Source organism: Paraburkholderia kururiensis, from assembly GCF_034424375.1.
Taxonomy (GTDB): domain Bacteria; phylum Pseudomonadota; class Gammaproteobacteria; order Burkholderiales; family Burkholderiaceae; genus Paraburkholderia; species Paraburkholderia kururiensis_A.
In genome coordinates this window covers 2,880,611-2,902,910 of the sequence record NZ_CP139965.1, presented here as the reverse complement: position 1 = coordinate 2,902,910, position 22,300 = coordinate 2,880,611, and the positions used below count along the sequence as shown (strand labels likewise).

General features: G+C 66.8%; 15 protein-coding genes. 11 read left to right on the top strand and 4 right to left on the bottom strand.

Annotated elements, in window-relative coordinates; translation table 11 throughout:
• Nucleotides 1–11: 11 nt before the first annotated feature.
• Entirely contained in the window at nt 12–2,333 is a 2,322-nt protein-coding gene (locus U0042_RS12885; protein WP_114811106.1) for an FdhF/YdeP family oxidoreductase, read from the bottom strand.
• 288 nt (nt 2,334–2,621) lie between these two features.
• Here U0042_RS12885 and U0042_RS12880 point away from each other — a divergent pair, with 288 nt between their 5' ends.
• From U0042_RS12880 to U0042_RS12845, 8 genes are all read left to right on the top strand, one after another.
• Entirely contained in the window at nt 2,622–4,082 is a 1,461-nt protein-coding gene (locus U0042_RS12880; RefSeq protein ID WP_114811105.1) for a PLP-dependent aminotransferase family protein, read from the top strand.
• Nucleotides 4,083–4,366: 284 nt separating this feature from the next.
• Nucleotides 4,367–6,775 (top strand): MCP four helix bundle domain-containing protein, encoded by a 2,409-nt coding sequence (locus tag U0042_RS12875; RefSeq protein ID WP_114811104.1) that lies wholly within the window; start codon nt 4,367–4,369, stop codon nt 6,773–6,775.
• 126 nt (nt 6,776–6,901) lie between these two features.
• On the top strand, nt 6,902–7,639 hold the full coding sequence (locus U0042_RS12870) for a methyl-accepting chemotaxis protein (RefSeq protein ID WP_198665307.1): 738 nt from the start codon (nt 6,902–6,904) through the stop codon (nt 7,637–7,639).
• The gene (locus tag U0042_RS12865) at nt 7,636–8,181 is read left to right on the top strand and encodes a hypothetical protein (RefSeq protein WP_114811103.1); all 546 of its coding nucleotides are present in this window, start codon (nt 7,636–7,638) and stop codon (nt 8,179–8,181) included. The genes U0042_RS12870 and U0042_RS12865 overlap by 4 nt, the downstream gene beginning before the upstream one ends.
• 47 nt (nt 8,182–8,228) lie before the next feature.
• On the top strand, nt 8,229–8,594 hold the full coding sequence (locus tag U0042_RS12860) for a response regulator (RefSeq protein ID WP_114811102.1): 366 nt from the start codon (nt 8,229–8,231) through the stop codon (nt 8,592–8,594).
• 250 nt (nt 8,595–8,844) lie between these two features.
• Entirely contained in the window at nt 8,845–10,095 is a 1,251-nt protein-coding gene (locus U0042_RS12855; protein WP_114811101.1) for a Crp/Fnr family transcriptional regulator, read from the top strand.
• A gap of 121 nt (nt 10,096–10,216) precedes the next feature.
• Nucleotides 10,217–10,981 carry a flagellar motor protein gene (locus tag U0042_RS12850; RefSeq protein WP_114811100.1) on the top strand — a complete coding sequence of 255 codons (765 nt, stop codon included), beginning with the start codon at nt 10,217–10,219 and terminating at the stop codon, nt 10,979–10,981.
• A gap of 24 nt (nt 10,982–11,005) precedes the next feature.
• Nucleotides 11,006–11,725 carry an OmpA family protein gene (locus U0042_RS12845; protein WP_114811099.1) on the top strand — a complete coding sequence of 240 codons (720 nt, stop codon included), beginning with the start codon at nt 11,006–11,008 and terminating at the stop codon, nt 11,723–11,725.
• Between the two features lie 47 nt (nt 11,726–11,772).
• Here U0042_RS12845 and U0042_RS12840 read toward each other — a convergent pair whose 3' ends face one another.
• The 3 genes from U0042_RS12840 to U0042_RS12830 form a co-directional block, all read right to left on the bottom strand.
• On the bottom strand, nt 11,773–14,847 hold the full coding sequence (locus tag U0042_RS12840; RefSeq protein ID WP_114811098.1) for an efflux RND transporter permease subunit: 3,075 nt from the start codon (nt 14,845–14,847) through the stop codon (nt 11,773–11,775).
• 13 nt (nt 14,848–14,860) lie between these two features.
• Complete coding sequence (locus tag U0042_RS12835) at nt 14,861–16,039, bottom strand: efflux RND transporter periplasmic adaptor subunit (RefSeq protein ID WP_114811097.1); 1,179 nt, start codon at nt 16,037–16,039, stop codon at nt 14,861–14,863.
• A gap of 91 nt (nt 16,040–16,130) precedes the next feature.
• Complete coding sequence (locus tag U0042_RS12830) at nt 16,131–17,591, bottom strand: efflux transporter outer membrane subunit (protein WP_232833380.1); 1,461 nt, start codon at nt 17,589–17,591, stop codon at nt 16,131–16,133.
• Nucleotides 17,592–18,109: 518 nt separating this feature from the next.
• On the opposite strand from U0042_RS12830, the gene U0042_RS12825 reads away from it, so the two are divergent.
• The 3 genes from U0042_RS12825 to U0042_RS12815 all read left to right on the top strand — a co-directional run bounded on the left by U0042_RS12825 (nt 18,110) and on the right by U0042_RS12815 (nt 22,287).
• Nucleotides 18,110–20,422, top strand: coding sequence for an FAD-dependent oxidoreductase (locus tag U0042_RS12825; protein WP_198665314.1), 2,313 nt, complete (start codon nt 18,110–18,112; stop codon nt 20,420–20,422).
• Nucleotides 20,423–20,750: 328 nt separating this feature from the next.
• Complete coding sequence (locus U0042_RS12820; RefSeq protein WP_114811094.1) at nt 20,751–21,407, top strand: phosphoribosyltransferase; 657 nt, start codon at nt 20,751–20,753, stop codon at nt 21,405–21,407.
• A 286-nt stretch (nt 21,408–21,693) separates the two neighbouring features.
• Complete coding sequence (locus U0042_RS12815) at nt 21,694–22,287, top strand: glycine zipper family protein (RefSeq protein WP_114811093.1); 594 nt, start codon at nt 21,694–21,696, stop codon at nt 22,285–22,287.
• The last annotated feature ends 13 nt before the right edge of the window (nt 22,288–22,300 follow it).

Here is a 22,300-nt window from a genome sequence, read left to right as displayed (position 1 = left end):
GCTCAAGCCGCTCAAGCCGCGGCAGCCTGCGCGGCCGAGCGATGCAGCAGCACCGGAACGGATTTCGACGTGGGCGTGTTGCAGACGTCGGCCACGCTCGAAAGCGGCACGAGCGGATTCGTTTCCGGGTAATAGGCGCCGATGCAGCCGCGCGGAATGTCGTACTCGACAAGAAGGAAGCCGTCCGCGCGCCGCTCGATGCCGTCGTCCCAGACGGTCGTCAGGTCGACCCAGTCTCCCGCCTTGAAGCCCAGCATCGCGAGGTCCGCGGCGTGGATGAACACCACGCGGCGCTGGCCGAACACGCCGCGATAGCGGTCGTCGAGCGCGTAGATGGTGGTGTTGTACTGGTCGTGCGAGCGCGTGGTCATGAGCGTCATCACGCGTTCGCCGTAGAGGCGTTTCGCGCGATGCACGGGCGTGTCCGTGTCGAGCGCATGCGGCACGAAGTTGGCCTTGCCCGTTGCGGTCTGCCAGTCGCGCTCGCGCGAAGCCACACGCAGATGGAAGCCGCCCGGCTGCGCCACGCGTTCGTTGTAGCGCTCGAAGCCCGCAATGGACTGCTCGATGGCGTCGCGAATGCGCGCGTAGTCCGCGGCGTAGTGAAGCCAGTCCACCTTCGCGCTGCCGAGCGTGGCGTGCGCCATGTGCGCGACGATGGCCGTCTCCGACATCAGGTTCGGCGACGCCGGCGTGTTCATGCCGTACGAGATGTGGACCATGCTCATGGAGTCTTCCACCGTGACGCCTTGCGCGACGCCGTTTTGCAGGTCCACTTCGGTGCGGCCGAGCGTGGGCAGGATCAGCGCGGCCTTGCCGTGCACGAGATGGCTGCGGTTCAGCTTGGTCGCGATCTGCACCGTGAGGTCGCAGGCGCGCAGCGCGTCCCACGTGCGCGGCGTGTCCGGCGTCGCGATGGAGAAATTGCCGCCCAGCCCCACGAACACCTTGATGCGGCCCGCGAGCATGGCCTCGATGGTTTCCACCACGTCGTAGCCGTGCTCGCGCGGCGGCTCGAAGCCGAACACGCGGCCCAGGCGATCGAGGAACGCTTGCGTGGGCTTTTCCTCGATGCCCACCGTGCGGTTGCCCTGCACGTTCGAATGACCGCGCACGGGGCACAGGCCCGCGCCTTCGCGGCCGATATTGCCGCGCATCATCATGAGGTTCGAGAGCATCTGGATGGTCTGAACCGAGCGCTTGTGCTGCGTGAGGCCCATGCCCCAGGTCGCGATCACGCGCTGGCCGTTCGCGTAAATGCGCGCGAGCCCTTCGATCTGCTCGCGCGGCACGCCCGATTCTTCCTCGATGAGCGGCCAGCTTTCGGCGCGCAGGTCGTGGGCGAAGGCGTCGAAGCCCGAGGTGTGCGCGGCGATGAAGTCGAGGTCGAGCACGCGCGGCGTGCCGGCGTCGCGCGCTGCATCGTCCAGTTCGAGCACGCGTTTGGCGACGCCCTTGATGAGCGCGAAGTCGCCGCCCACCTTCGGCTGGATGAAGGTGGACGCGATGGGCGTGCTGCCGAGCGTGAGCATCTCCACGGGATGCTGCGGGCTCGCGAAGCGTTCCAGGCCGCGCTCGCGCAGCGGATTGATCGAGACGATGGTGGCGCCGCGGCGTGCGCATTCGCGCAACTCGCCCAACATGCGCGGATGATTGGTCGCCGGATTCTGGCCGAAGATCAAGAGCGTGTCTGCGTGCTCGAAGTCGTCGAGCGTGACCGTGCCTTTGCCGATGCCTACGGTGCCGGGCAACCCGCGGCTCGTGGCCTCGTGGCACATGTTCGAGCAGTCGGGGAAATTGTTGGTGCCGTACAGGCGCACGAAGAGCTGATAGAGGAACGCGGCCTCGTTGCTCGCGCGGCCCGAGGTGTAGAACGCGGCTTCGTTGGGGTTGCCCAGCGCGTTCAGGTGGCGCGCGATCAGCGCGAACGCGCCGTCCCAGGAGATGGGCACGTAGCGGTCGGTGAGGGCGTCGTAGACCATCGGGTCGGTGAGGCGGCCGTGCTGTTCGAGTTCGTAGTCGCTCTCTTTCATGAGCGCTTCGACGGTGTGCGCGGCGAAGAACGCGGGCGTGACGCGCTTCGAGGTGGCTTCCGCGGCCACGGCCTTCACGCCGTTCTCGCAGAACTCGAAGGTGGACGTGTGCTGGCGGTCGGGCCAGGCGCAGCCGGGGCAGTCGAAGCCGTCGGGCTGGTTCTGCCTGAACAGCGTGCGGTACTTGCCGCCCGCCACCTTTTCTTTCACGAGGCTGATGGCGACGTGCTTGAGCGCGCCCCAGCCCGCGGCGGGCTGATGGTAGGGCGCGATGCGTGCGCGGGGTTTCGACTCTGCCATGTGTGTGCTCCGTTGCTTTGCGCCGTGCGGGTGGGTGCGGCGTTATGGCGGCCACCGATCGCGACCAGCCGCGATCAGCCGCGCCCGATGGCGGCGTGTGGCCGCGTGCCGAAATGCCGCGGGCGCTTTTTCAGTGAACGAAGGTTAAGGGCGGCGGCGCCGGTGCAAGGCGCACGCATCGCGAGCCATTGAAGGAGTACAGTTCGGCAGGCGCGCCCGTTGCGGCGCGCACTGTACTCCCTGGCTGTGCCTCGTCCTGGAGGCAGGCCCAACCAAGCGAGGCACGCATTGAAGCTCTACGAAAAGCTCACGGCCGACGTCGAGGCCCAGATTCGCGGCGGCGTGTTCCGCGCGGGCGAACGCATTCCGTCCGTGCGGCAGACGAGCCAGCAATATCGTGTGAGCATCAAGACGGTGATTCGCGCGTATCTGCAGCTGGAAAGCCGCGGGTTGATCGAGAGCCGCCCGCAGTCGGGCTACTTCGTGCGGGCCGCGGCGGGCGGGCAGCGGCAGGCTTTGCGTAAGAACGAAGGCCGAGCGGGCGCGGAGGGCTTGACCGCGTCACGCCCCGCCGCCGTGTCGGCCCAGGTGGACGTGAGCCGCCTCGTGCTTGCCACGCTGCGCTCCATCGGCGTGGACAAGGCCGTGCCGCTCGGCTCGCCGTACCCGGACCCGTCGCGCTTTCCCTCCGCGAAGATCAGCCGGTACGCCTACAACATCGCGCGCCGCAAGGTGCAGTGGGGCGTGACCGACGAGTTGCCGCCGGGCCACCCGGAGCTGATCCGCCAGATCGCGCGGCGTTACGCCGAAAACGGCGTGCCCGTGGATGCGCGCGAGATCGTGGTGACGGTAGGCGCCACGGAGGCCATCAACCTCTGCCTGCAAGCGGTGGCCAAACCGGGCGACACCGTGGCCGTGGAGTCGCCGACGTTCTACGCGATGCTGCACGCCATCGAACGCATGGGCATGCGCGCCATCGAGGTGGCCACGCATCCGCGCGAAGGCATCGACATCGACGCGCTCGCCGACCTGCTCGCGAAGCGCCGCATCGCGGCCTGCATGGTGATGCCGAATTTCCAGAACCCGCTCGGCTTCCAGATGCCCGACGAGAAAAAGCGTGCGCTCGTCGAACTGCTCACGCGCCACGACGTGCCCGTGATCGAAAACGACGTGTACCAGGAACTGCATTACGGCGACGTGCACCCCACGGCGCTGAAGTCGTACGACACGGCGGGCATCGTGCTGCACTGCGCGTCGTTCGCAAAGAGCCTGACGGCCGCTTACCGCGTGGGCTGGGCGATGCCGGGGCGCTATCGCGATCAGGTCGAGAAGCTTAAGTTTCTCAACACGCTCACCACGCCTTCCATCGCGCAACTGGCCATTGCCGAGTATCTGAAGAACGACGGCTACGACCATCATCTGCGCCGCCTGCGTCAGGCCTATGCGCACCAGGCGAAGCTGATGCGCGCAACCGTGGCGCGTTTCTTTCCCGAGGGCACGCGCACGTCCGAGCCGCAGGGCGGTTACGTGCTGTGGGTGGAGTTGCCGCGCAAGGTGGACTCGATGCAGCTGTACCGCGACGCGCTCGAAGCGGGCATTACCGTGGGGCCGGGCTGCATGTTTTCGGCGAAGGGCGGGTATGGCCACTTCATCCGTCTCAACTACAGCTATGCGTGGTCGCCCGAGATCGAGCAGGCCGTGATTGCGGTGGGGCGGCTGGTGGTGGCTGCGGCGGCTGCGGCGCGATAAGCGGCTTTGCGCCGTTGGTGTCGCGCAAACGTTTGCCCAGGCGCGCAGCACAAAACGTGCACACAGATCGACGCTGAGAACCGCAGAAGTTAACGGCCGCGCCGGCCCAAACTTTATGTCTGAGAAAAGCAATAAACCGTTGCTCGGCGCGGCCCCTACGGGCTCCGTGACCGTCACATCCGAGTCACACGCGCGCACCGATAATCCGGGGGCTCGACGATTCCGCATAGAAAAAGCGCGAGCCACTACAAGACAGCATCCGGCTTGTTACGGGGAGTTGTGCCATGACCATACGCCACCGCATTACGTTGCTGATCGTTCTGATGTTCGTCGCGTTGTCGGCGATCGGCGGCTACGCCGTGTATCAGACGCGCCGCAGCGCCGTCGATGTGAAACAGGTCACGCAGGGCGTGGTGCCGAGCGCACTCGCTTCCGCGGATCTGGTTTCCGAAGTGAAAGACGTGCAGATCGCCACCATGACGCTCGTGTACGCGCCCGACGCCAACATGGTGACGCAGGCGCAGGCCGAGTTGAAGGCGAAGGAAGCGGCGCTGCACACGGCGCTCGACATCCAGGAGAAGTCCGCCGCGAGCCACGCGCAGCGCGGGCTCGTCACGCAGGCGCGCGAAAGCCTTGCCAATTATTTCCAGGCCATCGACGAAACCGCGAAGATGAAGGCCGCGGGCAAGAACGAACTGGCCCAGGCGTTTCTGTTCGCGAACGTCGCGCAATATCGCGACGAACTGGAAGGCATCGTCGAGACGATGCGCGTGGAGAAGAACCGCCAGAAAGACGACGCTATCGCCGCGCTGAACGGCATGCTGGCCACCACCGTCACCGCGATTTCGGGCGTGACGGGCGGCGCGGTGCTGCTGCTCACCGTGATCGGCCTGTTGCTCTATCGCCAGATCACGCGGCCGCTGTCGCACATGCAGTCGATGATGAGCGAGATCGCATCGAGCCAGGACTTCACACGGCGCGTGCCGGTGGGGCGCATGGACGAGATCGGGCGTTCCATCGTGGCCTTCAACGGCATGATCGAGAAGATCCAGCAAAGCTCGGCGCAGCTCAAGCAGAAGACCGCCGACATCCAGGCGATGCTGCAGAACATGCAGCAGGGCATTCTCACGGTGGTGGACGGCGCCGTGGTGCACGCCGAATATTCGGCGTACCTCGAAACCATTTTCGAGACGCGCGAGATTGCGGGCCAGCCGCTCATGAAGCTCGTGTTCGACGACACGGACATCGGCTCCGACGCGCTTTCGCAGGTCGATGCCGCGATTCACGCGTGCCTCGGCGAAGACAGCATCAACTTCGAATTCAATCAGCACCTGCTCGTGAACGAGATCACGAAGCGCATGCCCGACGGTCGCGAAAAGATTCTCGACCTCTCGTGGTCCGCCATCACGGACGAAAGCGACACCGTGGTGCGCCTCATGCTCTGCGTGCGCGACGTGACCGAACTGCGTCAGCTTGCGGCGCAGGCCGGCGAGCAGCAGCGGCGCCTCGAGATGATCGGCGAGATTCTTTCGGTGAGCCAGGAGAAGTTCCATCACTTCGTGGAAAGCGCGACGGGCTTCATCAGCGAGAACGAGCGCATCATCCGCCAGCACGAACGGCCCGACGGCTCCGCCATTGCCGAGCTGTTCCGCAACATGCACACCATCAAGGGCAACGCGCGCACGTATAGCCTCCAGCATCTGACCAACATCGTTCACGAAGCCGAGCAGGTCTACGAAGAACTGCGCCGCGCCGATAGTGAACACGGCAGCGAACACAAGTGGGACCAGGAAGCGCTGATGCAGGACCTCGCGCGCGTGCGCGAAGCTATCGAAAGCTATGCCGCGATCAACGAGGAGAGCCTGGGCCGCAAGGGGCCGGGCGGCGCGGGCAACCCCGAGCATTACCTCGTGGTGGAGAAGGCGCGCATTCAGGAAAGCCTGCGCCTGATCGAAGAAACCGACACGGCCGACCTGCGTGGCCTCTTGACCATGCGCGAGTCGGTGCGCGACACGCTGCGGCTCCTGGGCACCGAAACGTTCGGCAAGGCGCTCTCGGGCGTGGTGGAGTCGCTGCCGTCGCTCGCGAAGGAGCTGGGCAAGGAAGCGCCGCAGGTCCGCATCGACGACAACGGCTACCGCGTGCGCAGCCAGGCCGTGGGCACGCTGCGCAACGTCTTCATGCACCTCGTGCGCAACTCGATGGATCACGGCATCGAACCCGCAGCCGAGCGCCTCGCGCACGGCAAGCCCGCGGCGGGCACCATCGCCATCGAAGCCGGCGTGGACAACCACGTGCTGCAGATCACGCTTACCGACGACGGCCGCGGCCTCGCACTCGGCCGCATTCGCGGCATCGCGATGGAGCGCGGCTGGATCGATCACGACACCGAGCTTGCCGACGAAGCCATTGCCGAGTTCATCTTCCGCCCCGGCTTTTCGACGGCAGAGCGCGTGACCGAAGTGTCGGGCCGCGGCGTGGGCATGGACGCCGTGCGCAACTTCCTCAAGCGCGAGCACGGCAGCATCGAACTGCGTTTCACCGACAACAACAAGGGCGCGGCGTGGCGGCACTTCCAGACCGTGGTGTGCCTGCCGGGGCATCTGGCGGTGGACAGCGTCGGCATGCAACAGGCCGGACATGCGCCGCAAAGCGCCGGCAAAGCGGATTACGCGAGCGAGGACGTCGCGTAAGGCACGCGCGACGCGCAACGAAGGCATGCAGGACAAGCACGACATGCCCGACATGGACGCCGCCTCGCGCGGCGTCCCGGCAAGACAGCACAAAAAGCACCCGGCAGTGGCAGTGAGGAAAAAGACGTGATTGAAACTTATATCGCCGCCGCCCTGGCAGGCGGCGTGGTCGTGCTGATCGTGGCGACGCTCGTGTACAAGCGGCGCATGAGCCGCACGACCGCGGCGCTCGGCGCGCAACTGGACGGCGAGCGCGCCGCGCGGGCCTCGGCCGAGGCGCGCGAGCAGGCGCTCGCGGCGCAGCTCGAACGCGAGACGGCACAACGGGACGCCGATACGGCGCGCCTCGAAGCGCAACTCGGGCAGCAGTCGGAAGAAGCAGAAGCCGCGCGCGGCGAACTGCAGACCGCGCGGCGCGAACGCGACGAATGGCTCGCGCTGGGACGGCGCATCGCCGACGAAGCCGCGCGTTTGCGCGGCATGTCGGGCACGTTCGAGCGCTGGCACGAGCAGATGATCTCGCTCATGACGCAGAACCACGACATGCACGCGAAGAACCAGGAGCTGTCGTCCATCGTGGCGCACGTGCTGATCGTTTCGCTCAACGCATCCATCGAAGCGGCGCGCGCGGGTGCGGCGGGCCGCGGTTTTTCGATCGTGGCGAGCGAAGTGCGCACGCTCGCGTCGCGTTCGCAGGAACTCTCGAAGAGCTATAAGGACAGCCTCGACCGCAACGACCTCGTCACGGCCGCCACGTTCCAGGACATCCAGGCAGGCGGCAAGATGATTACGGCGTCGCTCGGCAGCGTCGAGGTGCTCGCGAACCAGCTTCAGGCGAAACTTCAGGCGCAGGCAACGACGTGATCACCGAGCAGGCGAAGCACAGCTTCGAACAGATTTTCCACAAGGCGGCCCGCACACGGCTCGTCATCCACGCCGACGACGCGTGCGAGATCGTGCGCGCCGACCACGTGGCCATGGAGGCCGACCCGGAAGCGCGCGTCGTGGTGCTCACCATCTCGTCGCTCTTTTTCCGCCTGCTGGTGGGCCTGCATTTCACCGACGACGACGCCACGCGCCGCTACTTCGCGCGCGAGACGTCGGCGGGCGGCCAGCCGCTGCGCGAAGCGTTCATGGAAGTGGCGAACCTGTGCTGCGGCGCGATGAATCAGGCGCTTGTCGGCCACTTTCCGGACCTCGGCATGTCCACGCCTTACGTGCTGGGCAGCGCAAGCCTCGCGCACCTGGCCGAACTGAAGCCGGACCACGTGGCGTCGTACGAACTCACGATAGGCGGCACCGTGCCGCTCGCGGCCACGCTGTGCGTCTGCGCGAACGCGCCGCTGGACTTCGCGGCGCACGTCGAGACATTCGAGGAAACCAGCGGCGAGCTGGAATTGTTCTAGGCAGGCCATACAAGGCAACCCAGCTAACGAAGCGACAAGGAAGGATCATGGCGAAAATTCTGGTGGTGGACGATTCGGGCACGGTGCGCGACGAGGTGGCGGGCTTCCTGCGCAAGAACGGCCTCGACGTGGACACGGCCGTGGACGGCAAGGACGGCCTCACGAAACTGCGGGGCAACCCCGGCATCCGGCTCGTGATCAGCGACGTGAACATGCCGAACATGGACGGCCTCACGATGGTCGAGAAGATTCGCGGCGAACTCGCGAACACGGCCGTGAACGTGATCATGCTCACGACGGAAAGCAGCCCCGCGATGAAAGAGCGCGGCAAGGCCGCGGGCGTAAAGGGCTGGATCGTGAAGCCGTTCAAGGGCGACGCGGTGCTGGAGACGTTCCGCAAGCTGGCGGGGTAGGGCGGCCGGCTGTCCTGCGCTTTTGCCGGGCGTGGGCGGACTCCGCCCTACCGCCCGCGACCTCTCACGAAGTCAATCCGTGACTTCGATCAGCCTTTTGCGTTAAAGAAATCTCCGCGCGTTGTCGTTACCAGAGCTAGTAACGAAATGTAACGACACCGCCGCGCCGGTCAAGGAGGCGTCCGCAGGTCGAAGTCGACCCGCGGGCGGACGGACCGGCGCGGCCATAACACGCTACGGGGATTGCATCGTGAACCAGCAACGATCGTCATGGCCGCGCACCGCCGCGCCGGGCGAGGTCATTTATTCCGAAGGCTTTGCGAGCGACGGGCTCGTCTACGTGATTGCGGACGGGAAAGTCGAAATTTCCGCGGTCTGCGACGACAGCAAGGTGGTGCTCGGCACCCTCAGCAAAGGCGAACTCTTCGGCGAAGCCGCGTTGCTGCCCGGCGAGCCGCGCGGCAACACGGCCCGCGCGCTGAGTTTCTGCCAGCTCACCGTGGTGGAGGCGAGCCTCATCGAACAGGAACTGGAACGCGTCTCGCCGCTGCTGCGCCACATGGTGCGCACGCTGATCCGCCGCGTGAAGAAGCGCGACGACCTGCTCGCCACCTACACCCACGCGGACTTCCTGCCCGGCGTGCTCTCGTATGCCCATGTGCTCGCGCTGATGGCGGGCGGTGCCGAGAGCGGCGGCGACCGCTGGGACGGCAACGGCCGGCGCGGGCGCGGCGAGGAAGTGTCCGTGCCGCTTTCCGAAGTCGTCAAGAAGTGCCGTGCCATTGCGGGCCATTCGCGCCTGCACGTCATGGCCATGCTGAAGCGCATGGAAAAGCTCAACCTCGTCACGCTGGAAGGCGGTCGCGCCGAACATCTGGCCGGCGCCGCGAGCCGGCTGGCGAGCCAGGACAGCGCGTCGAGCCGCCAGCAGGTCACGTTCGACCCCACGCGCATTACCGAGCGCGCCCAGCAGGTGGCCGATCGCGAACTCGATGTGGCGCTCGCAAGCGAACTGGAGCTGATCGATCTCGACGACCTCGAAGCGCTGATCGGCGTCGAAAAGTCAGTCATCCTGAACAAGCTTTCGCACGCCGAAATTGCCGACGACGTCTTCGCGTTCCGCAAGACCCGCGTGCTGGACTACGTGGAAGAGAAGGGCGTGAGCTACTTCTCGCGGCGCAACGCGCGGCCGGGCGGCGAGATCACGTCGATCGACGACCTCGCGTTCGTCGACCAGCGCACGCTGTTCGAAGCCGTGAGCGCGTTCGACACCTACGACCTCGCGAAGCTGCTCGCCTCGCTGGGCGGCCAGCCCGTGGCCGAGCGGCTGCTCTCGGTCATGACCGAGACGCGCAAGAACGAGGTGTCGTGGGTCATGCGGCGCGACATCAAGATCGACCCCATCGAAGTGGGCGAAATCGAACAGCGGTTCGTGGAAACGGTGAAGGCCATCAAGGCGGCCGCCGTGAATGCGGCGGCTTCGGGCCAGCCGGGCGCTTGAGCGGTTCGAAGCGCCTGGTACGCCTGGATATACGTTTGAGACTATCGGGAGGCGGGCGCGTCGCTCGCGTGCAGGGGCCGCAAACAGCGGCGCCTGCGCGCGAACGGCGCCCCGATGAAGCATGGACCTGTTGACCCTGTTCGGCGTGCTGTTCGGCGCTGCCGCCATCATCGTGGGCTTCTCGCTCGAAGGCGGCAGTATCGCCACGCTCGTGCAGCCGGAGGCGCTCGTCATCGTGTTGGGCGGCACACTCGGCGCCGTGATGATCCAGAACACGTGGGCGCGCTTCTTCGACGGCATCAAGCAGTTGCACCTCGCGTTCGTGAAGGCGCGCCAGGTGGATCGCGAGAGTCTTTCCGTGCTGCTCGAATGGGGCGACCAGGCGAAGCTGAACGGCATGCTCGTGTTCGAATCCATCGACGCGAGCGGCATCAGCCTCTTCGCCAAACGCGGGCTCGAACTGCTCGCGAACGGCGTGCCGACCGCAGTGATCGAAGACGCGTTGCAGCGCGAACTGGATGCCTACGAGCGCAACCACATGGCCGCCGCGCGCATCTGGCAGCAGGCCGGCGGCTATGCACCCACCTTCGGCATTCTGGGCGCCGTGCTGGGGCTCATTCACGTGACGGGCCACGTGCTCGAACCGGAACGGCTGGGCGAGGGCATTGCGGTGGCGTTCATCGCCACGCTCTACGGCCTCGGCCTCGCGAACCTCGTGTTTCTGCCGCTCTACGGCAAGATCAAGGCCCAGGTGGATAGCGAACTGCGCTTCCGGCGGCTCTATATGGACGGCCTGCTCGCGATCTCGCGCAAGGAGTCGCCGCAGATGATCGAAACCCGGCTCGCGGGCGACGTGCGCGGCCGCTCGGCGGAATCGCTCGTCTGAGGGCTTCGGCTCAAGGCTTCAGTCATGGATACCTCCTCTTCCAGCAGACGCGCTTCCGCGAAGCGGGGCCACGATCATGCGGACCACGATAGCCACGAAGGTCACGAAGACGGCCGCTCCGACCGCTGGCTGATCTCGTACGCCGACGTCGTCACCACGATGATGGTGCTGTTCCTCGCGCTGTACGTGTTGCAGCTGGCGAAGAACAAGGCGCTCGAAATCAAGGTGTTCGACGCGCACGTGGCCGGTCAGCGCACGGCGGGCGCGCAGCCCGCTTCCTCACCCGCGCCGGCTCTCGTGCAACGTGATCGCGCGCGGCGCGAGCTGATGGCGTCGCTGGCCCCGCTGCGCGAAACGAGCGAGATATCGGTCGAGCCCGTTGCGCAGGGCGTGGAGATTGCCATCAACGCGAAGGTGCTGTTCGATTCGGGCGATGCGCATTTGCGGCCTGCATCGTTCGACGAGTTGAGCAAGGTGGCGCTCGCGCTCACGCGGCATTCCACGCGCAACATTCTGGTGGAAGGGCACTCGGACAACGTGCCCATTGCGAACGCGAAATACGAGTCGAACTGGGAGCTGTCGTCGGCGCGCGCCGGCGCCGTGGTGCGTTTTCTGGTGGAGCGCGGCGTGGAGCCTCATCGGCTCGCCGCCGTGGGTCGCGCGGACAACGTGCCGCTCGTGATCGGCGACGACGCGGCGGCGCGCGCCGCGAACCGCCGCGTCACGATTCTCGTGCAGGACTGAAGCGGCAGCACACCGCCGCCGCGCGCGGCTAACAGCGCCGCACTGCTTCAGCCCTCTGCCACTGCCGCCTCACGCTCTCCACGCCCTTTCCCGTGGTGGTCCTGCGCAAGCAGCATGTACATCGCAGGCACCACGAAGAGCGTGAACAGCGTGCCGATGGAAAGCCCCGTGAAGATCACAAGGCCCATCGCGTTGCGGCCCGCGGCGCCCGCGCCCGATGCGATGACAAGCGGCACGACGCCCAGCACCATCGCGGCCGTCGTCATCAGGATGGGGCGCAGCCGCACGCCCGCGGCTTCTTCCAGTGCTTCGCGTTTGGAGCGCCCCGCGCGCTGCAATTCGTTGGCGAACTGCACGATCAGAATGCCGTGCTTGCTGACGAGCCCCATCAGCGTGACGAGCCCCACCTGCGTGTAGATGTTGAGCGTGGCAAGGCCAATGTTGATGAACACGAGCGCGCCGAAGAGCGCCATGGGCACCGAGACCAGAATCACCACCGGATCGCGGAAGCTTTCGAACTGCGCCGCGAGTGCGAGAAACACGATGATCGTCGCGAACATCAGCGTGAGCACGAACCCGCCGGACTCCTGCACGTACTGGCGCGACTGCCCCGAGAAATCCACCGAGTAGCCCGAGGGCGCGACCTGCGCCGTGGTCTTGCGCAGGAAGTCGAGCACCTCGCCCTGCGAAACGCCCGGCACCGTGACGCCCGAAATGGTCGCGGAGTTGAGCTGCTGGAAGTGGTTGATCGATTCGGGCACCACGGTGTGCTGCAGATGGGCGACCGTCGATGCCGGAATCACGTTGCCGTCCGGTGTGCGCAGGTAGTAGTCGAGCACCTGCGACGGGTTGAGGCGATCTACCTGCAACACCTGCGGAATCACCTTGTACGAGCGGCCCGCAATGGAGAAGTAGTTAACGTAGTTACCGCCCAGCCCCGCACCGAGCGACTGCCCCACGTCGCTCTGCGAAAGCCCGAGCGAGGCCACCTTGTCGCGGTCCACCACGAGCGTGACCTGCGGCTTGTCGAGCTTGAGGTCGCTATCCACGAAGAAGAACATGCCGCTCGCGCGGGCCTTCTGCAAGATGGCCTGCGAAACTTCGTTGAGGTTCTGGAACGGCTCGGTGGTGTTGACGACGAACTGCACGGGCAAGCCCTGCGAGCCCGGTAGCGGCGGGAACTGGAAGGCCGCCACGCGCGCGCCCGCAATGCCGTTCCATTCCTTTTGCAGCAACTGCTGCAATTCGTTGGCGCTGCGGTGGCGCTTGTCCCACGTCTTGAAGAGCACGCCGCCAATGCCCTGGTTGAGCGTGGGCGAGCCCGTCAACTGGAACATCTGCGAGTACTCGGGCAGCTTCTTCGAAATGTCGAACACCTGGTCCGCGTAGGTCTGCATCTGCTGGATCGTGGCGTCGGGCGGGCCCTGGATCTGCGAGAGCACGATGCCCTGGTCTTCCTGCGGCGCGAGTTCCGACTGCGAGGTCATGAAGAGATACACCGCGCAGGCGAGCACGAGCGCGCCCATTACCGTGAGCACGGGCCACGTGTCGAGCATGGAGTGCAGCGCGCGGCCGTAGCCGCGATGCAGGCGGTCGAACTGGCGGTCGATGAACTGCGTGAAGCGCCCCGATTCCTGTTCCGCGCGGAAAAAGCGCGAGCACATCATGGGCGAAAGCGTGAGCGCCACGACGCCCGAGACCGCAACCGCACCCGCCAGCGAAAACGCGAATTCCGTGAAGAGCGCGCCCGTGAGTCCGCCCTGAAAACCGATAGGCACGTACACCGCGACCAGCACCACGGTCATGGCGAGAATCGGGCCGCCCAGTTCGCGCGCGGCGATCAGCGCCGCCTCGAATGGTTTCTTGCCTTCCTCCTTCATGTGGCGGTCCACGTTCTCCACGACGATGATGGCGTCGTCCACCACGAGCCCGATGGCGAGCACGAGCGCAAGCAGCGTGAGCAGGTTGATCGAGTAACCGAGCAACTGCATCACGAAGAACGTGCCGATCAGCGAAAGCGGCATGGCGATCACGGGCACGATCACGGCGCGCAGGCTGCCGAGGAACAGGAAGATCACCACCGTCACGATCAGCAGCGCTTCCACCAGCGTCTTCACGACTTCGTAGATGGCGGTGTTGATGAAGTCCGTGGCGTCGTAGACGATCTCGCCCGTCATGCCGATGGGCAACTGCTTCTGCATGTCGGGGAACACGGCCTTTACGCGTTTGGCCACGTCGAGAATGTTGGCGTCCGGCGCCACCTTGATGCCGATGAACACCGAGCGCTTGCCGCTGAACGCCACGTTGAAGTCGTAGCTGTCCGCGCCGAGCACCACGTTGGCCACATCTTCCAGCCGCACGATGGCGCCGTTCTTCTCCTTGACGACGAGCTTCCTGAAGTCGTCCACGGAATGCAGATCGGTGGCGGCGTTGAGGTCCACGCTCACCATCTGCCCCTTCGTCGCGCCGAGCGTGGCGAGGTAGTTGTTGTTGCCGAGCGCGGTGTAGACGTCGGCCGCGGTCACGCCGTGCGCGGCGAGCCGCGCCGGGTCCAGCCAGGCGCGCAGCGCGAACTGACGCCCGCCCAGGATTTCGGCGGTCTGCACGCCCTCGATCGAATCGAGCTTCGGCTTCACGACGCGCAGCAGGTAATCCGTCACGTTGTTGGTGGGCAGCACGTCGCTGTAGAAGCCCATGTACATCGCGTCGGTGGTCTGCCCGGTCTGCACCGTGAGCACCGGTTGCTGCGCCTGCGGCGGCAACTGGTTGCGCACGGAGGCGATCTGCGTGTTGATCTGCGTGAGCGCGCGGTTCGCGTCGTAGTTGAGGCGCAGTGTGGCCGTGATGGTGGAGACGCCCGTGGTGCTCGTGGACGACAGATAGTCGATGCCCTGCGCCTGCGCAATCGCAGCTTCCAGCGGTTGCGTGATGAAGCCGGCGATGGTGTCGGCGTTCGCGCCGTAGTAGGCCGTGGTCACGGTGACGACGGCGTTCTCCGTCTGCGGATACTCGCTCACCTTCAGTGCCGCGAGCGAGCGCAGGCCGAGCACGAGAATCAGCAGGCTCACCACGGAGGCGAGCACCGGGCGACGGATGAAGAGGTCGGTGAAGTTGGCGTTCATCGAGCGTGTCCCGTCATTGTTCCTGCGGCGTGGGGTTCGGGCTGTCGGCGGGCTGCACGCGGTTGTCGACCACGAGCGGCGTGCCGTTCTTCAGCTTCAACTGGCCGCTCGTGACCACCTGCGTGCCTTCGGCAATGCCCTTCATCACCGCGACCTGGTCGCCGCGCGTGGGGCCCGGCGTGACGAATACCTGCTGCGCGACGGGCATGGTCTTACCCTCGGCCTTCTTGCCTTGCGCATTGGCTTGAGCGTTCTGTTGGTCGCCGTTCTTCACCACGAACACGGTGGCGCCGTACGGGTTGTAGGTAATGGCCGTCTGCGGCAGCGTGAGGTAGCGCTGGCCCGCGCCCGCGTCCACCTTCACGTTCGCGTACATGCCGGGCAGGAGCTTGCGGTCGTGGTTGTCCACGAGCGCTTCGATCTGCACGTTGCGCGTGTTGGTGTCCACCTTCGGGTTGATCGAGAGAATCTTGCCGGTGAAGGTGCGCCCGCTATACGCGTTGGTTTCCACGATCACGCTCTGGCCGATGGCGAGTTGCCCGAGCTGCTGCTGCGGCAGATAGAAGTCCACGTAGATGGGGTCCACCGTTTGCAGCGTGACGATGGTGTCGCCGGGATTCAGGTATTGCCCGGGATTCACGGTGGTGATGCCGAGGCGCCCCGCGAACGGCGCGCGAATCGTTTTCTTCGCGACGAGCGCGGTCTGCTGCGCGACCTGGGCGAGCTTGCTCTTGAGGTCCGCGGCGTCGGCGTCGAGCTGCGCCTTCGCGATGGCCTTGATCTCGTACTGCGCGCGGTCGCGCTCGAAGACGGTCTTCGCGAGTTCGGCCGCGGCTTCGAGTGCGGCGAGCTGGGCTTTGTCGGTATCCGCGTTCAGTTGCACGAGCAGCTGGCCCGCCTTCACGTCCTGCCCCGAGCGGAACGCGATGTCGCGCACGAGGCCCGCCATCTCCGTGGTCACGTCCACGCCGCGCACGGCGCGCAGGCTGCCCACGGCGGCAAGCTGCGGCTGCCACGCCTGGTAGCGCGCCACGGTCGCGGTGACGGTGGCGGGCGGCGCGGCGTTGCTCGCCATGAATTTCGCGATCATGTGCGCGCGGAACAGGTTGAAGCCGACGAGCGCGGCCACGAGCAGGCCCACGCAAATCAGCATCACGATCATCCGCCTCGTCATGGGTCGTTTCTGATTCATTGTCGTTTCTTCCTGCGTTTTGCCGCGCTTTATCGGGCGGCGTTGGACGAAGTCGTCGAACGGGAAATAGCGCTTGTGGAGAGGCTTCGATTCAGTTCACGGGCGGGCTGGCGGCCGCCTTCGTGTCGCCGGGTGCGTGGTTGGCTGCGTCGCTTGACGGGGCGTTCCACCAGCCGCCCCCGAGCGACTGGAAGAGGGCGGCCGTGTCGGCATAGCGGGCCGCCTGCGCCTGCGCGAAGTTCACTACGGTCTGCTGATACTGGCGCTGCGCGTCGAGCAGCGCGAGGTAGCTCACCGCGCCCACGCGGTACTGCGCGCGCGTGAGGTCCAGCGAGTCGCTGGCCGAATGCCAGGCCTCGGTCTGTGCCTTCAGGCCGTTCGCGTCGTTGTCGAGCGCGCGCAGCGAATCGGCCACGTTCTGGAAGGCCTGCAACACCGTCTCGCGGTACTGCGCGTCGGCCTGTTCGAAGGCCGCGACGGCCGCGCGCTTTTGCGCGAGCAGTTCGCCGCCGCGAAAGAGTGGCTGCAACAGGCTGCCCCCGATACTCCAGATCGTGCTGCCCGCGCGGAACACCTGGGCCGGCGTGAGCGCCTCGGCGCCGTAACTCGCGGAGAGCGTGAGCTGCGGATACATGGCCGCCGTCGCCACGCCGATCTGCGCGCTCGCTTGATGCAGCAACGCATCCGCCGCGAGGATGTCGGGCCGCTGCTTCACGAGCGACGACGGCACGCTCACAGGCAGCGTCTGCGGCAGCGAGAACATGTCGAGCCGGAATTCGGGCAACGCGGCTTCGGAGGGCAGCTTGCCCGAGAGCACCGCCAACTGATGGCGCACCTGGTCGAGCGCCTGTTGAAGCGAGGGCAGCGTGGCACGCGTTTGCGCGAGCAACGTCTGCTGCGCGAGCACGGCGGTGCGCGCCACGCCGCCCAGTTCGAACTGCTGCTGGAGCAGTTTCAGCTGCTGCTCTTCGTCGAGCGCGATGCCCGCTGTGGCTTCGATCTGCGCGCGCAGCGACGCTTCCTTCACTGCGGCCGTCACGATGTTCGCGGTGAGTGCGAGCCAGGCGGCCTGCAACTGGTAGCGCTCGTAGTCGATCTGCGCGGCGAGTCCTTCCAGCTGCCGCCGCGCGCCGCCGAACAGGTCGAGCTTGTACGACACGTTCACCGAGGCGTTGTAGAGATTCAGTTCTTCGACCACGCCCGGCTGGCCGACGCTGAGGCCGCTGAACTTCTGGCGTGTGGCGCCGAGCTGCGCGTCCACGGAAGGCAGGAGCGAACCGCCCACCTGAGCACGGTAGTTCTCGGCGGCCTGCCGCAGCGCGGCCTGCGCGGCGGCGATGTTCGGACTGTTGGCGAGCGCCGCGCGAATCACGGTGTCGAGCGGCTCGCAGTGAAAGAGCGTCCACCACGCGGCGGGTATGTCGGCGCCGGGCGCGAAGCGCTGCGCAAGCCCCGCCGCGCCCGGTGACGACGCGGTTTGGTCGGGCATGGGCGCCGGCGTGTAGCGGTCCACCGTGGGCGCTGCGGGCGCATGGTAGTTCGGGCCCACCATGCAGCCCGCGAGTCCGAGGCTCAGGCCGAGCCCGACGGCGCAAAGAAGGCCTGCATGGCGGGCAAGGCGAGACAGACGGACAGCGTGGGCAGCAGGAACAACGTGAGCGAAGCGACGGCGGGTGGCGCAGTGACTTATTGCGGCGCACCAGAGCGGAGGGTGCCGGGTCTGGCAAGCACGAGTTGTCATCGATTGACCTTATAGGGCTTGGCGCAATGCGGATCGTCGCAGAAAACCGCGACTAAATCACGCGGTGTGTGCGTTCGGGCGGACGGTGCGCGCCCATCGGTGCATGACGATTTCGCCGCGCCAGTTGTGACTTCGCGCGCATCGATCGTCGCGCTCGCACCGGCGTCTGCTGACACGCGCTGACATCGTTCGGCCGGCGCCTGCCGCAGCTACCTGGCCCCGTTGACGTGGATCAACGGCGCCGACCCGCGCGCCGGTACGGTACGGAGTGATCCCGGGGCGCGTGCTGTCGTCCCGCTTTGTCTCTTGCCGGAGCTGCCTTCATGACGATGCGCCATGTCGACTTTCTGCTGGTGGGCGGCGGCCTTGCCAGCGTCACGGCGGCCCGCACGCTGCGCATGGAAGACGCCGCCGCGAGCATCGCCATTCTAAGCGGCGAGGACGTGCTGCCGTACCAGCGTCCGCCGCTCACCAAGGGTTTTCTGAATGGCTCGGTCGGCGCGCTGCAAATCGCCATTCGTCCCGCCGAGTTCTATGCGGAGCAGCGCATCGATTTGATGCTGGGCGCGCGTGCGGTGCGCGTGGACGCCACAGGCCACGTGGTGCATCTCGCGGACGGCAGCGCGATCGGCTACGGCAAGCTGCTGATCGCCACCGGCGTGTCGCCGCGCGCGCCCGAGCTGCCGGGCATGGGGCTCGCGGGCGTGCACAGCTTGCATACGCTCGCGGACGCCTCGGCCGTGCGCGATGCCGCGTTGCAGAGCGCGCAGGCCGGCCGCACGAAGCACGCGGTGGTGATCGGCGCAGGCTTCGTCGGCATCGAAACCGCTGCGTCGCTGCGCGCGCTCGGGCTCGCCGTGACCGTGGTCGAGCGCAAAGACGCGGTGATGCCGCAACTGTGCGCGCCCGTGCTCTCGGCTTACTTCGCGAAGCGCTGCGCCGAGCACGGCGTCGCGGTGAAAACGGATTGCCTCGTCGAAAGCGTGGTGGGCCGTGAAGGCGTGGAAGGCGTGGAAGGCGTGGTCACGCACACCGGCGAGACGATCGCCTGCGATCTCGTGGTGGCGGCGATGGGCGTGGCGCCGAACTGTGCGTTCCTGGAAGGCAGCGGCGTGGTGCTCGGCGACGGCGTGGTGGTGGACGACTGCCTGCAATCGAGCGACCCCGACATCTATGCGGCCGGCGACGTGGCCAGCTTCTTCGACCCCGTATTCGGCGTGCGCCGGCGCATCGAGCACTGGGACAACGCGCGCCGTCAGGGCAACATCGCGGCGCGCAACATGCGCGGCGGGCGTTTTCCGTATCGCGACGTGTCGATGTTCTTCGGCGACGCGTTCGGCCAGCCGTACAACTTCCTCGGCTTCCCGCGCGGCGTGACGGAAACGGTGGAGCGCGGCTCGCTCGAAGCGGGCTCGTATTCGCTGCTGTATCTCGAGCACGACGTGCTGCGTGCGATCTTCTCGTTAGGCCGCACCGCGGGCGAGACCTCGGCGGCGGAAGAACTGATCCGCCTGCGCATCAGCCTGCACGGCGCGAAGCCGCGTCTTGCCGACACCACGTTCCCGCTCGACCGCCTGCCCGAGCAGACGGTGCTGATCCTGCAAGGCGGCGGGGCGCTGGGCGCGTTCGAATGCGGGGCGATCCGCGCGCTCGAAGAAAAGGGTGTGCGGCCCGACGTGATTTCGGCCGTCTCGATTGGCGCGTTCAATGCGGCGATTGTCGCGAGCCATCCGGGTGACGCGTCGCGCGCGCTCGAGGCGTTCTGGCGCGACGTGTCGATTCCGCTGCCTTCACTGCCTACGTTGCCCACGCCGTTTGCATGCGGCGACGGCGCGCTGCACAGTGCGCTGCTTTCCTGGTACGTGATGTGGTTCGGGGTGCCAAATTTTTTGCAGCCGCGCTGGTGGAATCCGAACCTCGGCCTCGCGGCGTGGCTGCCGTGGTGGACGAGCCTCTACGACACGTCGCCCGTGCGCACGCTGATCGAGCGCCACGTGGACTTTGACGCGCTGGCCGCGAGCCACACGCGGCTGCTGCTCAGTGCAGTGGACGTGGCCACGGGCGAGCCGCGCATCTTCGACAGCTACGTGGACCGCATCGGCCCCGAACATCTGCTGGCAAGCGGCAGCCTGCCGCCCGGCATGCCGTGGACGATGGTGGAGGGCCGCCCTTACTGGGACGGCGGCATCGTGAGCAACTCGCCGCTCGATCTCGTGATCGAGCGCTGCGGGCGCATTGGCGGACGCATCTTCGCTGTGGACCTGTTCTCGGGCACGCGCGCCATGCCGTCGAATCTGCTCGAGGTGATGCTGCGGCGCGACGAGATCGTCTACACCGACCGCGTGCGCAACGATCTTCGCTTCGAAGAGTATGTGAACGACTTCAGCGACCTCGTCGACGAAATTCTCAGGCAGGTGGACGAGCCCACGGCGCGGCGCATCCGCCAGCGTCCGCACTTCATCCGCCTGATGGGCAACCGCGCGCCGATCCGCATCGCGCGGATCGCGCTGGACGGCGGCCCGTTGTCGCTCTCGAGCGATTTCGATTTTTCGGCCTCGACGGTGGCGCGCCTGCAGACGCGCGGGTACGAGACGGCGCTTGCGGTGCTGGCGCGTGAAGAGATGCCGGCCGCGGCCGGTTGAATGTGGCTTTGGGATGGCCTGGGTGTCTTGGGGAGGAGGCGTGGCGCCAGGTGTCCGGCGTTTGCCGCCGCAACCACCCGCAGGGCGCGCTGCACCGTCACCGCTCACCCCTCACCCCGTTTGCGCCGTTTGATTGACCTCAAGCGATGGGTGTCGATCGCGCGCAGAATTTCTTCGTGGTGTCGCAAACGGTTCGATCTCGCGAACGCTCCCTTTATGGCGTGGGTCGCGTTCGTTGCCTTCGCGGCGTTCGTGGAGCAGCACGCCGCGACCGGGCACGCGACACGCTTTCTCTTCTGCTGCGCCTTCACGGTCGGGAGGATCTGCCATGGAATTTCTCTACGACGACCGCGCCCATGCCGGCCGCGTGCTCGCGGGAAGGCTCGCGCGCTATGCGGGGCGCGATGACGTGATCGTGCTCGGCTTGCCGCGCGGCGGCGTGCCCGTGGCCTACGAAGTGGCGCGCGCGCTCGGCGCACCGCTCGACGTGGTCGTGGTGCGCAAGCTCGGCGTGCCGAACTATCCGGAACTCGCGATGGGCGCGGTCGGCCGTGGCGACACCGTGTATCTGGACCGGCGCATCGTGGCCGAAGCCGGCGTGCCGCAGCACGAGATCGATCGCGTGCTGACCGCCGAGCGCGCGGAACTGCAACGCCGCGAGGCGCTGTACCGCGGGTCGCGGCCTGCGCTCGATGTCGAAGGACGCACCGTCATCGTGGTGGACGACGGCATGGCGACGGGCGCCACCATGCGCGTGGCTGTCCAACTGCTGCGCAAGGGCAACGCCGCGCGCATCGTGGTGGCCGTGCCGGTGGCGCCGGGCGAAACGGTGGCGCGCGTCGGGCCGCTCGCGGACGAGGTGATCTGCGCCTACGTGCCGCGCGTGTTCCAGGGCGTGGGACAGTTCTACGGCGACTTCGCCCAGACCGCCGACGCGCAGGTGACCGAACTGCTGGCGCGCTCGCGCGTGGAGCCCGCGGAGTAGGACAGATACCGTGCCGGGGTGCTGCATGGCATCGGCGCGGCGCAGACCGGGTAGCGGTCGTACCCGAACAAGGCGAGCGACGGGCGCGCGCATGCCGCGATCGGGCGGCATGAATCCGCGCTTCACGTGGGGCCTGAAGTCGCACGTTGTTACAGCCGGTGACCGAAAGATTTCACCGGTAACGATCGAGTAACCAACACGTGCAGCAGGTGGCCTATCGTGTCGCCATCGCAATGCAAGGAGTCAGGCAATCATGAAACGCAAAGCCAGTTTGTCGGCCTTCCGGATGGCGCGCCGGCTGCCGGCGTGGTCGCGGCTCGCCGTACCTGCCACCATGGTCGGTGTGGCGGTGGCGCTGGTGGGCTGCACGGTCATGCCCCCCAGCGGCCCGAGCGTGGTGGCGTTGCCGCCCAAGGGCAAGTCGCTCACCGAATTCCAGCAGGAAGACTATGCCTGCCGCGACTACGCGTTCCGCTCCACGGACTCGGCGGGCGCGGCGCAGGGCGCGACGGCCAACAGCGTGAACAGCGCCGCGCTCGGCACGGTGGGCGGCGCGGCGGCCGGCGCGCTGCTGGGCGCGGCGGCGGGCAACGCGGGAGCGGGCGCGGCGATCGGCGCGGGCAGCGGCCTGCTGCTCGGGTCGGCGGTGGGCGCGAACGGCGCGCAATATGCGTCGGGCGGTCTGCAGGCACGGTACGACGCGGCCTACGCGCAGTGCATGACCTCGAAGGGCAACACCATTTCGCAGCCGGCCTACGCCACGCCGATGTACGGTCAGCCGGTCTACGGTCAGCCCGTGTACGCGGCGCCGCCCGTCATCTATCGCGCGCCGCCTCCGCCCGTCTACTACTACGCGCCGCCGGCCCCCTGGTATTACTGACGCGGGCGGGTAG